This is a genomic window from Acuticoccus kalidii, assembly GCF_021556395.1.
In the GTDB taxonomy this organism is placed as follows: domain Bacteria; phylum Pseudomonadota; class Alphaproteobacteria; order Rhizobiales; family Amorphaceae; genus Acuticoccus; species Acuticoccus kalidii.
The window spans coordinates 418,592-431,871 of record NZ_JAKGCS010000006.1 but is presented as its reverse complement, the minus strand read 5'-3'; the positions used below and the strand labels follow the sequence as shown (position 1 = coordinate 431,871).

The 13,280-nt window shown below is 66.6% G+C and carries 12 protein-coding genes; 6 read left to right on the top strand and 6 right to left on the bottom strand.

Annotated elements, in window-relative coordinates; all coding sequences use genetic code 11:
- Positions 1 to 36 precede the first annotated feature (36 nt).
- The 4 genes from L1787_RS03290 to L1787_RS03275 all read left to right on the top strand — a co-directional run bounded on the left by L1787_RS03290 (position 37) and on the right by L1787_RS03275 (position 4,463).
- Positions 37 to 1,290 carry a GTP cyclohydrolase II gene (locus L1787_RS03290; protein ID WP_235707064.1) on the top strand — a complete coding sequence of 418 codons (1,254 nt, stop codon included), beginning with the start codon at positions 37 to 39 and terminating at the stop codon, positions 1,288 to 1,290.
- Positions 1,283 to 2,554 carry a URC4/urg3 family protein gene (locus tag L1787_RS03285; RefSeq protein ID WP_235707063.1) on the top strand — a complete coding sequence of 424 codons (1,272 nt, stop codon included), beginning with the start codon at positions 1,283 to 1,285 and terminating at the stop codon, positions 2,552 to 2,554. The genes L1787_RS03290 and L1787_RS03285 overlap by 8 nt, the downstream gene beginning before the upstream one ends.
- 69 nt (positions 2,555 to 2,623) lie before the next feature.
- A complete protein-coding gene (upp, locus tag L1787_RS03280; protein WP_235707173.1) occupies positions 2,624 to 3,247 on the top strand; it encodes a uracil phosphoribosyltransferase in 624 nt (207 codons plus the stop codon).
- Between the two features lie 115 nt (positions 3,248 to 3,362).
- Positions 3,363 to 4,463, top strand: coding sequence for a family 8 glycosyl hydrolase (locus L1787_RS03275; protein WP_235707062.1), 1,101 nt, complete (start codon positions 3,363 to 3,365; stop codon positions 4,461 to 4,463).
- Between the two features lie 323 nt (positions 4,464 to 4,786).
- Here the strand turns inward: L1787_RS03275 and L1787_RS03270 are convergent, their stop codons facing one another.
- Positions 4,787 to 5,590, bottom strand: coding sequence for a ferredoxin--NADP reductase (locus tag L1787_RS03270; RefSeq protein ID WP_235707172.1), 804 nt, complete (start codon positions 5,588 to 5,590; stop codon positions 4,787 to 4,789).
- A 192-nt stretch (positions 5,591 to 5,782) separates the two neighbouring features.
- Between L1787_RS03270 and L1787_RS03265 the strand changes: the two genes are divergently transcribed.
- Both L1787_RS03265 and L1787_RS03260 read left to right on the top strand, forming a co-directional pair.
- Positions 5,783 to 6,982: an amidohydrolase family protein gene (locus L1787_RS03265; protein ID WP_304523954.1), complete on the top strand. Its 1,200-nt coding sequence runs from the start codon at positions 5,783 to 5,785 to the stop codon at positions 6,980 to 6,982.
- Between the two features lie 100 nt (positions 6,983 to 7,082).
- Complete coding sequence (locus tag L1787_RS03260; RefSeq protein ID WP_235707061.1) at positions 7,083 to 7,532, top strand: cupin domain-containing protein; 450 nt, start codon at positions 7,083 to 7,085, stop codon at positions 7,530 to 7,532.
- 9 nt (positions 7,533 to 7,541) lie between these two features.
- Here L1787_RS03260 and xylB read toward each other — a convergent pair whose 3' ends face one another.
- The 5 genes from xylB to L1787_RS03235 are packed head-to-tail and all read right to left on the bottom strand — an operon-like array spanning position 7,542 to position 13,194.
- The gene (xylB, locus tag L1787_RS03255; protein ID WP_235707060.1) at positions 7,542 to 9,020 is read right to left on the bottom strand and encodes a xylulokinase; all 1,479 of its coding nucleotides are present in this window, start codon (positions 9,018 to 9,020) and stop codon (positions 7,542 to 7,544) included.
- A complete protein-coding gene (locus L1787_RS03250; protein ID WP_235707059.1) occupies positions 9,017 to 10,003 on the bottom strand; it encodes a sugar-binding transcriptional regulator in 987 nt (328 codons plus the stop codon). The genes xylB and L1787_RS03250 overlap by 4 nt, the downstream gene beginning before the upstream one ends.
- Positions 10,004 to 10,011: 8 nt before the next feature.
- Positions 10,012 to 10,893: a carbohydrate ABC transporter permease gene (locus L1787_RS03245; protein WP_235707058.1), complete on the bottom strand. Its 882-nt coding sequence runs from the start codon at positions 10,891 to 10,893 to the stop codon at positions 10,012 to 10,014.
- The gene (locus L1787_RS03240; RefSeq protein WP_235707057.1) at positions 10,890 to 11,798 is read right to left on the bottom strand and encodes a carbohydrate ABC transporter permease; all 909 of its coding nucleotides are present in this window, start codon (positions 11,796 to 11,798) and stop codon (positions 10,890 to 10,892) included. The genes L1787_RS03245 and L1787_RS03240 overlap by 4 nt, the downstream gene beginning before the upstream one ends.
- 58 nt (positions 11,799 to 11,856) lie before the next feature.
- Positions 11,857 to 13,194 (bottom strand): ABC transporter substrate-binding protein, encoded by a 1,338-nt coding sequence (locus L1787_RS03235; RefSeq protein WP_235707053.1) that lies wholly within the window; start codon positions 13,192 to 13,194, stop codon positions 11,857 to 11,859.
- Positions 13,195 to 13,280: the final 86 nt, after the last annotated feature.

Genomic DNA, 13,280 nt, shown 5'->3' with positions numbered 1-13,280 from the left:
CCTTTTCGCGACGGGCCCGTCACGGGAGTTTTCGCCATGGGCGATCCGGTCAACCGCAAGACACATATCCGCCTCACCTCGCATCCGGGAAGCGGCAACAAGCTACGCTTTCCCCTCCATTGGGGCGCGCCGGACGCGCGCAGCCGCGGCCCTGTCGTCGGCACGGTGACGGAAACGGCCGACCGCAATGCGATCGGCACGCACGGCGGTTCGTACTCGCTCTATCGCGCCCTCGCCGTCACGTCGGGCGCGCTCAATCCGATCAAGCGCCCGGATCTCACCAACACGGCGCCGACCCATCAGATCGGCCCCTTCCCGGCCTGGTCCGATCCGAAGCGCATCGTCTCGCTCGACCCGTGGGGCCATGTCGCGAGCGAGGCGTTCTCCGACCTCATCGCCGAGGGCGTCGACATCCGTCCGACGATCGCGGTGACGCGGGCGCACCTCACGCTGCATGAGTTGAAGGACGCCGTTCGTCTCGGCCGTCTCGAAGTCGACGGCAAGATCGTCCTCCCGTCGGGCGACGTGTCGGTCACGAAGGCGGCGATCGAGCCGGTCTGGTACCTTCCGGGCATCGCCGAGCGCTTCGGGGTCGAGGAGACGCGCCTTCGCCGCGTGCTCTTCGAGCAGACCGGCGGCATGTTCCCCGAGCTCGTCACCCGGCCCGACCTTCTCGCTTTCCTTCCCCCGATCGGTTCGATCACCGTCTATGTCTTCGGTGATCCCGACGCGGTCGCCGATCCGAACCGCCGCCTCACCTGCCGCGTCCATGACGAGTGCAACGGCTCCGACGTGTTCGGTTCCGACATCTGCACCTGCCGGCCCTATCTTGTGCACGGCATCGAGGAGTGCATCCGCGAGGCGCAGGCCGGCGGCGCGGGCCTCATCGTCTACAACCGCAAGGAAGGCCGGGCGCTCGGCGAGGTGACGAAATTCCTCGTCTACAATGCGCGCAAGCGCCAGGTCGGCGGCGACACCGCCTCCGAATATTTCGAGCGCACCGAATGCGTCGCCGGCGTCCAGGACGCACGGTTCCAGGAGCTGATGCCCGACACGCTCCATTGGCTCGGCATCAAGACGATCGATCGCTTCGTGTCGATGAGCAACATGAAGTACGACGCGATCGTCAATTCCGGCATCACGATCGGCGAACGCGTGTCGATCCCTGACGACCTCATCCCGGCCGACGCGATGGTCGAGATCGAGGCGAAGAAGGCGGCCGGCTACTATTCGGAGAGCGGCGCCTCACAGGACCTGTCCTCCGTGCATGGTCGCAAGCTCGATGATTGAGGACGATCGCGCGGGCGAAGAGACGCCCGACGAAGCGACGCTCGAAACCGTTCGCTGGCTGTTGTCGGCCGACGCCATCCGCACGCGCGCCGGCGAGGTCACGGCGCGCATCGACGACGGCGCGTCGGCGTACTTCACCCTCGACCGCGACCGTCTCGGCGCGCTCGCCGACAGCGTGGCCGAGCTGACGCGCGAGCGTTTTCCCGATCTCGCCGTGCCCTTCCATTCCCGCTGGCGGCATTTCGAGGCGGCCGGCTATGACCGCTTTGCAAGCCTCGCCGCCGCCCGTGAGTGGTCGACGCCGGAGGAGGCCGCGCGGGCGATGGGCGATCTCGCGATCGTCTCCGTCCTGCTCGATGCCGGCGCCGGGCCGACCTGGCGCTATCACGAGGCGGTGACCGGCGAAGTGATGGGGCGGTCCGAAGGGCTCGCCCTCGCCTCGTTCGCGATGTTCGCCTCGGGCGCTTTCTCCGCCGTTCCGGCCGACCCGCTGCGGGCCGACGCCGCCGGCCTCGAGGACGTGTCCGAGGCGGAGTTCGCGCAAGGCTTCCAGATCACCGAGGACAATCCGCTCGCCGGCGCCGACGGCCGGCGCGATCTCCTGCGTGAGCTCGCCTTCGCCCTGCGCATGTCGCCCGATATCTTCGCGGTCGAGGACGACCCGCGCCCCGGCGGCATCATCGACGCCCTCGCGGCCGAGGCCGAGGACGGCGAGTTGCCCGCGCCCAAGATTCTCGAGGCCGTGCTCGAAGGGCTCGGCCCGATCTGGCCGAGCCGCGAAAGCCTTGCCGGCATCCCGCTCGGCGACACCTGGCGCTACGAGCCGCTCGATCGCGGCACGCCGGGCAGCGACCTCGTGCCGTTTCACAAGCTGTCCTCGTGGCTATCCTATTCGTTGATCGAGCCGCTGACGGTCCGCGGCATCGTCGTCACCGACATCGACGGACTGACGGGGCTCGCCGAGTACCGCAATGGCGGGCTCTTCGTGGACGGCGGGGCACTCGTCCTGCGCGATCCGGCGATGGGGAAGACGCCGCTGCCGGTCAGCCATCCGCTCGTCGTCGAATGGCGCGCGGCGACCGTCACGCTGCTCGATGCGCTCGCCCCGATGGTCCGCGAACGCCTCGGCGTGAGCGCCGAGACGTTGCCCCTCGCCTCGATCCTGGAAGGCGGCACATGGCTCGCCGGCCGCAAATTGGCGCAGAGCCTGCGGGCCGATGCCAGCCCCCCGATCGCGATCGAAAGCGACGGAACCGTCTTCTAGTTTCCCAGCGCGGAGCCCTTCGGAGATCTCATGCCCGCCTCAATGTCCGCCCCCGTGTCCGCCGATACCATGCTCACCGTCATCGACCACCCGCTGGTGCAGCATAAGCTGACCATCATGCGCGACAAGGAGACGTCGACGGCGGGCTTCCGCCAGCTCCTGCGCGAGATCGCGATGCTCCTCTGCTACGAGGCGACGCGCGATCTCGACGTCGAGCTCGTCGACATCGAGACCCCGCTCATGCCGATGAAGGCGCCGCGCCTGTCGGGCAAGAAACTCGTATTCGCACCGATCCTGCGCGCCGGCGAAGGCCTCCTCGACGGGATGCTCGACCTCGTGCCGTCGGCCCGCGTCGCCCATATCGGCCTCTATCGCGATCCGCACACGCTCTCGGCGGTCGAGTATTATTTCAAGTCGCCGGAAGACATGGGCGAGCGCCGGGTGATCGTCCTCGACCCGATGCTTGCGACCGCGAACTCCGCGATCGCCGCCGTCGATCGCCTCAAGGAAGCCGGCGCGACCGATATGCGCTTCGTCTGCCTTCTCGCCGCGCCGGAGGGTGTCGACAATTTCGTCGGCCACCATCCCGACGTGCCGATCGTGACTGCCGCGATCGACGAAAAGCTCAACGAGAAGGGCTATATCGTTCCCGGCCTCGGCGACGCCGGCGACCGGATGTTCGGCACAAAATAGCCCAGCGGCAACTGGGTTATCTGCCTTAATGCAAGCGGATTGATCCAGCGCAAGTCGAGCGACCCCCAATGATGACACCATCACCGTCCGGTCCTCATCCGGAAGGCGATGGTTCATGGCATCATTTTGCAAGAGGCTCGCGGTCTCGTTCATCGCGTGCGTCGCTGCGCTGACCGCGAGCACCGACCAGACGGCTCACGCCGACGTCGCGCCGGTGCTCGACGAGATGTCCCGGCCGATGGGGCCGCAATTCCTGCACTGGTATCGCGGCCATTTCTCCGCCTTCCGGCAGCGTTATATGCGCATCGACGGGCGCATCGTGGATCCGGAGAATGGTGGCGTCACGCATTCCGAGGCGCAGGCCTACGGGATGCTGATCGCCTTCATCGCCGACGAGCCGGTAACCTTCGAGCAGATCTGGCGCTTTACGAAGACCAATCTGCGCCGCCCGGACGACCTTTTCGCGTGGCGTTATATGCCGGAGCGCGGTGTCACTGATTGGAACAATGCGACTGACGCCGACCTCCTGATTGCAAGCACCCTCGCCCTCGCCGCCAAGCGCTGGAATCGCGGCGACTATCTCAGCCAGGCGATCCGCACCGCCGGCACCATCGGCCGCAAGCTGCTGCGCTATCATGAGGGGCAGGTTCTGCTGATGCCGGCGATCGAGGGCTTCGACCGCCGCTCCCAGCCGGACGGCCCGGTCGTCAACCTCTCTTATTATAATTTCGACGCGCTGCGCGTCGTCGGCGCCCTCGCCCCGCGCTACCCGTTCGAGCGGGCCGCCGACACCGGCGTCGCGCTCATCGCGCTGGCGCTCGAACAGGGCACCTTGTCGGATTGGAACGCGCTCGAGGACGTGGATCGGCCGACCGTCGCCCGGAAGGTCGAGCCGCACGAGTTCGGCTATAATGCGATCCGGATCGGCTACAATCTGATGGCGCGGGAGGGGCCGTCTCAGCAGAGCGCGATCGCCCTCTTCCACCGGATGAACTCACCCTATCTGATACGCCGCACGGCGGATGGGGTGGTCACCGAATTGCGCGATCCAGGCTATCGGATCATCGCCGACATGGTCCGCTGCGAGGTGCAAGGGACCGTGGTGGACCCGGCCCTTTTCGACTATCGGCCGACGACCTATTTCGCGTCGGCGCTCCATCTGATGGCGTTCGGCCAGATCTATCAAAGGCGGCCTTGGTGCCTGCCGATCAGTTGAAGCGCGAAAGCACCGGCGCGCCTCAGCGCGACTTGGTTTCCCGCCTGCGAAAGTACGCCCACGTGAACGCCGCAAGGATGGAAATGAGCACGAAAATGACCCTGATCGATGGATAGCCGGCAATCGGACGAACCGCGTTCGACTACCGACTTGGCCACTCAGAGTCCACGAAAAAATCGTATTTTACAAAGGACTTCGCGCTTTAAGGCGACGGACATGGCCGGTTGCGGCCGCCGTGATGATTGCCGGCCACAGATTCGCCATCACATCGCGGCGACGAGGCCGCGGCCCATCGAGACCGCGGCCTTCACCCGCTCGCGCCGTCAGCCGACGAAGGCGCGCTCCACGACGTAGGTGTTCGGCGCATTGTTGGCGCCTTCCTCGAGGCCGAAGCCTTCGAGGATCGACTTCGTGTCGTTGATCATGTCCATCGAGCCGCAGATCATCGCGCGGTCGATCGCCGGATCGATCGGCGGCAGACCGAGCTGGTCGAACAGTTCGCCCGAGGTCAGGAGATCGGTGATGCGGCCCGTCCGGTCATACGCCTCGCGTGTCGTGCTGCCATAATATTTCAGCTTGCCGGCGACGATCTCGCCCACCAGCGGATCGGCGAGCGTCTCCTCCACGAGTTCCTTGCCGTAAGCGAGCTCGGCGATCTCGCGGCACGTGTGGGTGAGGACCACCTCGTCGAACTTCTCGTAGGTCTCCGGGTCGCGGATCAGCGAGGCGAAGGGCGCGATGCCGGTGCCGGTCGAGAACATATAGACGCGCTTGCCGGGCAGCAGCGCATCGTTGACGAGCGTGCCGGTCGGCTTCTTGCGCAGGAGGATCGTGTCGCCCTCCTTGATCTTTTGCAGATGCTCGGTCAGCGGTCCGCCCGGCACCTTGATCGAGAAGAACTCGAGCTCCTCGTCCCAGGACGGGCTCGCGATCGAGTACGCGCGAAAGACCGGCTTCTCCGCGTTCGGAAGGCCGATCATCACGAACTCGCCCGAGCGGAAGCGGAAGCTCGCCGGGCGGGTGATCCGGAACTTGAACAGACGGTCGGTATAATGGTGCACCGAAGTCACCGTTTCGGCAAAGCAATTGGCCGGAATCGGGAACTCGGCGCGCGCGCCGTCGGCCATAGCCAAAGTGTCCAAGGAAACACTCCCAGCGTTTGAGTCGGTCGCCATAAAAGATCGTTAGTGCACGAACAAATACTAGAGGGGAAATCGGATCGTCAAGGCGTGCGCCTGCAACGCTTGTGCCAGGGATGTCCGGTGTTAGTGTACGAATGAATCCGGACGTCGATTGACGCAAGCGCCGAGAGGGCTGCCATGTCTGAACCGCAAAAGCTCGTCGTACACAATATCGGTCTGCTCCTTTCCGGCAAAATGGAAGACCCTATCCTCGACGCGGATTGCATCATTGCCGAAGGTGGACGCATCGCCGCCATCGGACGCAAGGCCGATCTCGATACGGATGGCGCCGATATCGTCGTCGACGCGCAGGGTGTGACGCTTGCGCCGGGCCTCATCGACAGCCACGTCCACCCCGTCGTCGGCGACTACACGCCGCGCCAGCAGCAGCTCCATTGGATCGATTCGACCCTCCATGGCGGCGTCACCACGATCATCTCCGCCGGCGAGGTCCACATGCCGGGCCGCCCGAAGGATCCTGTCGGGCTGAAGGCGATGGCGATCGCCGCGCAGCGCTGGTACGAAAATCTCCGTCCCTCCGGCATGAAGGTCCACGCCGGCGCGCCGGTCATCGAGCATGGCCTCGAAGAGCACGACTTCAAGGAAATGGCGGACGCGGGCGTCAAACTTCTCGGCGAAGTCGGCCTCGGCACGGTCAAGGACGGCCCCACCGCGCGCCAGATGGTCGCCTGGGCGCGCAAATATGGCATGCAGTCGACGATCCACACCGGCGGGCCGTCGATCCCCGGCTCCGGCCTCATCGACAAGGACGTCGTTCTGGAGGCCGACACCGACGTGATCGGCCATATCAATGGCGGGCACTCCGCCCTGCCGGACGATCAGATCATCTGCCTCTGTGAAAGCTGCAAGCGCGGCCTCGAGATCGTGCATAACGGCAACGAGCGGGCAGCGCTCCTGACGCTGAACACCGCGCGCGAGCTGAAAGAGATGGAGCGGCTCATTCTCGGCACCGACGGGCCGGCGGGCTCCGGCGTGCAGCCGCTCGGGATCCTGCGGATGGTGGCGCTGTTGTCGAGCCTCGGCAACGTGCCGGCCGAGATCGCAATCTGTTTTGCGACCGGCAACACGGCGCGGGTGCGCGAACTCGATTGCGGCATCATCGAAGTCGGCCGCGCGGCGGACTTCGTGATCATGGATCAAGCCCAACATGCGCCGGGAAAGACGATCCTGGAATCGATCGAGCAAGGCAATCTGCCCGGTGTCGGGATGACGATCATCGACGGCGTGATCCGCTCCCGCCGCAGCCGCAACACCCCGCCGGCCGGCAAGATCCCCACCGTAGCGGGCGAAAAAGGCGAGAGCGGCGGCGGCCACTGACCCCGCTTCGTGTCGATCGCCCCGCTCGACATGGCGGCGGCGTGGTAGGACACTCCGAGCGGCCCTTGGCGAACACCGGGCGCCGATCAAGGGGGCGAACATGAACGATTTGGCCGGAGGCATCACCCCGAACGGAGAGGGGTTCGAGGGCGTCTCCTGGAACATTCTCGGCCAGCTCTATTTCCCTAAGGCGGTCTGCGGCTCGACCTTCGCGTTCGAGACCAATGCCGAGCCCGGACAGTTCGTGCCCGTCCACATCCACCCGACACAGGACGAGTTCATCCTCGTGCAGGAGGGCGAACTCGACCTCAAGCTTGGCGGGATCTGGTCGAAGGCGAAGGCCGGCGATCTCGTCCGAATGCCGCGCGGCATCCCGCACGGCTATTTCAACAAGTCCGACAAGCCGACGCGCGCGCTGTTCTGGGTCTCGCCGGCCGGAAAGCTGCAGGATCTCTTCATCGCCCTCGACCGATTGACCGACGTCGACGAAGTGGTCCGCCTTTCCGCCGCGCACGATGTGGACTTCCTGCCGCCCGAGGCGAACGACTGAGCGCCGGGTCTATGCCGTCCGCGTCATGATCCCGAGGCCGCACAGCATCTCCCGATAACGTCCGAAGCGGTCGGCGAGCGCGCCGTTCAGCGCCGTGTCGGCCTCGATCGTCATCGTGGGGGCGGATTTTTCGGCGAGATCGGACGGCGCCGCGAGACCGGCCGCGATGCGCGCGAGGCGGACGGCGCCGAGCGGGGCCGCCATCGGCGCGGCGGGGCTGCTTTGCAAGGGCCGGCCGAGCATCGTCGCGATCAGCGTCAGCCACAGCCCGTTGCGCGCGCCGCCGCCGACGACGAAGAAAGCGCTCGGCGACAGCCCCGCCGCCCGCTGCGCGTCGACGCATTCGCGAAGCTGGAAGGCGACGCCTTCGAGCACGGCATAGCCGAGCGCCGCGCGATCCGTTCGCCCCGTCAGCCCGGTGAAGGTCGCCCCGACATCCGGCCTGTTGTGTGGCGTCCGCAGCCCGGAGAGGCTGGGAAGCGCGAGCGGCGCCTCGCCGATCCGGCCCGACGCCGCGAACCCGTCCACCTCGGCCGCGAGCTCCGGGACGCTCGCGCCGGTGAGCCCCGCCGTCCAGGCGAAGGCCGACGTCGCGCTCATGACGACCGCCATCGACAGGTACGCCTCGGGCGCGGCATGGACCCCGGTGAGGACCGCGTCCTGCGGCGCGGGCCGGAAGGCGCCGTCGACCGCGCACACCACCGCCGACGTGCCGATGGTGATGAGCGCATCGCCCGGCGCGGCGACGCCGGCGCCCAGCGAGGCGGCCATGTTGTCCCCCGCCCCGGCGGCGATCGGCAGACCCGGCGCGAGCCCCCAGCGCGCGGCGAGCGCCGGCCGCAAGCCCCCGGCCGCCGACCAGGACGGCACCACCGTCGGAAGGCGCGCGGGAGACCAGCCGGCCGCCTCGCACAGCGCCGCGTCCCAGGTCGCGCTGGCATTGTCCATCAGCATGGTGCCGGAAGCGTCGCTCGCCTCGGTGGCGTGCTCGCCGGTCATCCAGAGGCGGACATAATCCTTCGGCAACATCATCGTCGCGGCCGCGTCGAGGCTCGCGGGCTCATGGGCGGCGAGCCAGAGGAGTTTTGGCGCGGTGAGGCCCGGATCCGGCCGCCCGTTGGTCCGCATCCCGATATCGGGCACGCGGCGGGCGAGTTCGGCGCACTCGGCGATCGAGCGCTGGTCGTTCCACAGGATCGCCGGGCGCACGGGCCGATCCGCCGCGTCGATCAGGACCGCGCCGAGCATCTGGCCGGAGAGCCCGATCGCGGCGACGCGCGCCATGAGGTGCGGATGGTCGGCCGCGAGCCGGTCGAGACAGTCGCCGACGGCGGCGCACCAGAGGTCGGGATCCTGTTCGCTCCACCCCGGATGCGGGGCGGAGACGGCGATCGGCTTATCCGCCTCGGCGAGCGGCTCGTCGACGCCCTCGGCGATCACCGCCTTCACGCCGGACGTGCCGAGATCGATCCCGATCGTGACGCTCACGCGCGCTCCATCTGCGGCGCGGGCTCGAGGAGCGCCCGCGCGGTCGCCTCGTCGCTGACGAAGGTGTCGACGAGGCCGAGCGACAGCACGGCGCGGATGATCGCCACCTTGTGCGCCCCGCCCGCGGCGAGGATCACGTTGGGGATCGCGGCGAGATCGGCGAAGTCGATTCCGATGAGCCGTTCGTTGATGGGATGGTCGATCGCTTGGCCCGAGGCGTCGAGCACCGTGCCGAGAAGGTCGCCGACGGCGCCCGCATCGAGCAGCGCCTCGATGCTCACGTCGGCCGGCAGCGCGTCGCGCATCAGAAGCGACCGCTCGGACATGTCGCCGACCGCCATCGTCAGCGCGTCCACCCTGCGGATCCGCTCCAGAATGTCCGTGAACACCGCCTGGCCGACGATCGTGTCGCGCGAGGACTTCGTGCCGGCATAGAGCGGCGCGGGAAAGAAGAAGTGCCGTGCGTTGCAGAGCGCGGCGAGGCGCGAGGTGATCTCGAAGGAGGAGACGTCGGAGCCGCGCGTGGTGCCGCCCATCACCGAGAGGATTTCGAGATCCGGCCGGTCGAGCCGGTCGAGATGGCGCGTCGCGATGTTGAGCGTGTTGCCCCAACTCATGCCGAACCGGGTGACGGCGGGATCGGCGAGCACGTCGGTCAGAAGGTGGCCGAGCGCGACGCCGACCACGGTCTGCGTGTCCTCCGAGAGGAGCGGCTGGGGCGCGATCACCGCGTCGCGCAGGCCATAGCGCGCCTTCAGCCCCTCCTCCGCCTCGATGCAAGGCGCATAGGAGGTGTTGAGCGTGATGCGCACGAGGCCCATGCGGCGGGCCTCCGACAGCGCCTTGTTGACCCGAAGCCGGGTGACGCCGAGCCGCTCGGCGACCGCCCCCTGGGTGAGCCCCTCGACATGATAGGCCCAGGCGACACGCGCCAGAAACCGTTCGTTTTCGTCGATCCCGACGATCCTGGGCGCGCGCGCCATCGCCGCGCCTATTTCACGGCGCCCATCGTCAGCCCTCGGACGAGCTGCTTCGAGGCGATGAGTGCGAAGATGATCACGGGAATGACGATGAGCGTCGAGGTCGCCATGATCTTTCCATAGGGCAGGTTGTAGCCCTCCATGAACGAGACGGCCATGGCCGGCGCCGTCTTCGCGTAGGTGCGGGTGAGCACCAGCGCGAACATCAACTCGTTCCAGGAGAAGATGAACGAGAAAATCGAGCTGACCGCGACCCCCGGCATCGCGAGCGGCAGGCAGACCGAGCGAAAGATGCGCCATTGCGAGGCGCCTTCGAGGAGCGCCGCCTCGTCGAGATCGCGCGGGATCGAGCGGAACTGGTCGGTGCAGATCCAGATGACGATCGGCAGATTGAACGTCAGATAGATGAGGATCAGCACGATGTGGGTGTCGAGAAGCCCGAGCATCCTGACGATCAGGAAGAAGGGCAGCGCGAGAACCACCGGCGAGACCATGCGGTTGGTGATGAACCAGAACCACAGATCCTTCTTGCCGCGGAACTCGAACCGGGCGAGCGCGTAGGCCGCCGGGCAGCCGAGCCCGACCGCGAGGATCGTGGTGCAGACCGCGACGATCAACGAGTTCATCAGAGTGTAGCCGACGCCGTCGGCGAAGAGCACCTCGGTATAGTTCGCCGTCGTCGCGTCGAAGATCCAGGCGGGCGGCGACTGGAGGGCGACGATCTGCGTCTTCAGGCTCGTCGTCACCATCCAATAAAACGGGAAGATGCAGAACAGGATCACGAGCGCGATCAGCAGGATCTGCACCCAGAGCCGCCTTTCGCGCTGTGCGGTGCGGTGCGCCGTGGCGGGGGCGGACGTCGCGGCGGTCCCGGTGGCGGTCTCGACGCTCACGAGTGCACCTCACGATAGAAGAAGGAAATATAAAGCCGCGACAGCACGATCGTGATGATGAGAAGGATGACCGCCTGCGCAGAAGCGAGGCCCTGATCGAACGCCCGGAAACCGACGCGCTGGATGAGGAGCGCGATGAACTCCGTCGCCGCGCCCGGTCCGCCGCGCGTCATCGTGAACACCATGTCGAACAGCTTCAACGTGTCGGCGGTGCGCAGGATGAGGAGCGCCGTCAGCCCCGGCACGAGGAAGGGAAGCTGCACGTGGCGCAGGATCGTCAGCCAGCTCTTGGTCTCGAGCCGCGCCGCCTCTTCGATCTCCGGCGGCACCGTGGTGAGGCCGGCGAGCAGCACCAGCGCACAGAACGGGGTCCACTGCCACACGTCCCAAAAGATGACGGTGACGAAGGCGAGATTGGGATCGCCGAGCCAATCGAACGGGCCGAGGCCGAGAAAGCCGAGAAGCTGGTTCACCACGCCATATTTGAGATTGAACATCACCTGGCCGAGCAGGCCGACGACGGCATAGGTCGTCGCCATCGGAACGACGAGGGACAGGCGCGCGATCGTCTTGAAGAAGCCGAGGCCCGGCTTGTGGAGGAGCAGCGCGATGCCGAGGCCGAAAATGAGCTGCATCGGCAGCGCGATCGCGAGAAGGGTGAAGGTGCGGCCCATCGCGTCCCAGAACGCGCCGTCGTTCAGCACCGTGACGTAATTTTCGAACCCGATGAACTTCTGACGCGCGAGCTTCGTCAGATTGTAGTCGCGCATCGAGGTCCATACGGCGAAGGCCAGCGGCACGATGCCGATCAACGCCAGCGTGATGACCGCGGGACCGAGAAAGCCGAACAGCGTGGCGCGAGAGACGCGCCCCGGCATCGACGGAGATTTCACCGACTGGGACATGGGTCGCACCGCATTGGTGTCGGCCAGGCGCCGCTTGGGCGCCTGGCGTCAGGAGAGGTTACTGCGCGAGCGGCTTTTCGCCGTCATAGTAGCCGGCATCGTCGAGCACGGCTTCCATGCGGGTGCCGATCTCCTCGGCGCCCTCTTCCGTGGTGACTTCGCCGAGCATCATCTTCGTGCCCCACTCCTGCACGATCTCGGTGATCTCCGGCCATTCGGCGAACCGCGGACGGAACTCCGGCACGCCTTCCTGCCAGCTCTCGACGAGGGCGTCGGCGAAGAAGAACTTGTCGCGGACCGACTCGTCCTCATAGACCGACTGACGGGCCGAGACGCCGCCGAGATCGAGATATTTCTCGGCATTGGCCTTCGAGGTCAGATACTGGATCATCAGCCAGGCCGCGGCCTTTTCGTCGTCATCGGCCTGCGAGGCGACGGCGAGGGAGAAGCCGCCGAGGGCCGGCTTGCGGCCGGCGGGCCCGCTCGGCTCGGCCGCCACCTCGATGCAGTCGGCGACGGCGGAGGTGTTGGGATCCTTCAGCGAGGACGCGAAGCCCGACCATTCGGTGATGATCGCGACGTCACCCTGCGCGAGGGCGTTCACCGTCTCGGCGTGATCGTAGGCGACGATGCCCTGCGGCATGTACTGCATCAGATCCTGGCGGAACTTCAGCCCGGTCTGGCTTTCCTCGGAGTTGAGGTTGGAGCGGAATTCAGCGTCGAGGAAGGAGCCGCCGAAGGGCCAGAGCATCCGGGCGAAGCTGTCCGCCGACTGGGTCTCGTTGCGCTTCGACTGGAGGGCGTAGGCGTACTTGCCATCCTTGGTGAGCGCCGGGCCGTATTCGTCCTTGAGCGCTTCCCAGGTCTCGGGCGGGCCGTCGAAACCGGCGTCCTCGAGCATGCACTTGTTGTAGTACATCAGGCCCGAATAGTTATCGAAGGGCAGGCCGTAGACGGTGCCGTCCCAGGTGCCGAACGCGTCGAGCGTGACGGGGAAGAAATCCTCGAGATCGAGGTCCGGGTCGGCGAGATCCGGGTTCGAGGTGAACTCCTCGATCGGCACCATCCAGCCATTCTCGGCGAAATTGCCGATCCAGACGAGATCGACCAGCGCGACGTCGAGATCGCCGCCGGAAATGAAGTCGCGCACCTGCTCGCCGAGCGCGTTCTCGTACGGATGCTTGATGAGGTTGACGTTGATGCCGGTCCGCTCGGTGAAGTCCTTGAGCATCTCCTCGGCGGCTTCGTAGCCGGGGCGGAGCAGGAACACGACGTCGATGGTGGTGCCTTCGTAGGGCTTCGCCGCCTCTTCGAGCGACCAAGCCTGTGCCGCGTTCGAGCCGAACGCCATCGCTGCGGTGAGCGCGAGCGCGCTCACTGTGGTCCTCAACTTCATAGCGTCTCTCCCTGTGTGGCGGCTCGCTTTACGGCGTCCGGCCGCCTTGCTCGCATTCGTCCTGATTGACTCGTTTGTAACGGTCG

Coding starts and splice junctions, on each gene's coding strand:
- L1787_RS03290 (WP_235707064.1), top strand. CDS start 37: ATGGGCGATCCGGTCAACCGCAAGACACATATCCGCCTCACCTCGCAT.
- L1787_RS03285 (WP_235707063.1), top strand. CDS start 1,283: ATGATTGAGGACGATCGCGCGGGCGAAGAGACGCCCGACGAAGCGACG.
- upp (WP_235707173.1), top strand. CDS start 2,624: ATGCTCACCGTCATCGACCACCCGCTGGTGCAGCATAAGCTGACCATC.
- L1787_RS03275 (WP_235707062.1), top strand. CDS start 3,363: ATGGCATCATTTTGCAAGAGGCTCGCGGTCTCGTTCATCGCGTGCGTC.
- L1787_RS03270 (WP_235707172.1), bottom strand. CDS start 5,590: ATGGCCGACGGCGCGCGCGCCGAGTTCCCGATTCCGGCCAATTGCTTT.
- L1787_RS03265 (WP_304523954.1), top strand. CDS start 5,783: ATGTCTGAACCGCAAAAGCTCGTCGTACACAATATCGGTCTGCTCCTT.
- L1787_RS03260 (WP_235707061.1), top strand. CDS start 7,083: ATGAACGATTTGGCCGGAGGCATCACCCCGAACGGAGAGGGGTTCGAG.
- L1787_RS03250 (WP_235707059.1), bottom strand. CDS start 10,003: ATGGCGCGCGCGCCCAGGATCGTCGGGATCGACGAAAACGAACGGTTT.
- L1787_RS03240 (WP_235707057.1), bottom strand. CDS start 11,798: ATGTCCCAGTCGGTGAAATCTCCGTCGATGCCGGGGCGCGTCTCTCGC.
- L1787_RS03235 (WP_235707053.1), bottom strand. CDS start 13,194: ATGAAGTTGAGGACCACAGTGAGCGCGCTCGCGCTCACCGCAGCGATG.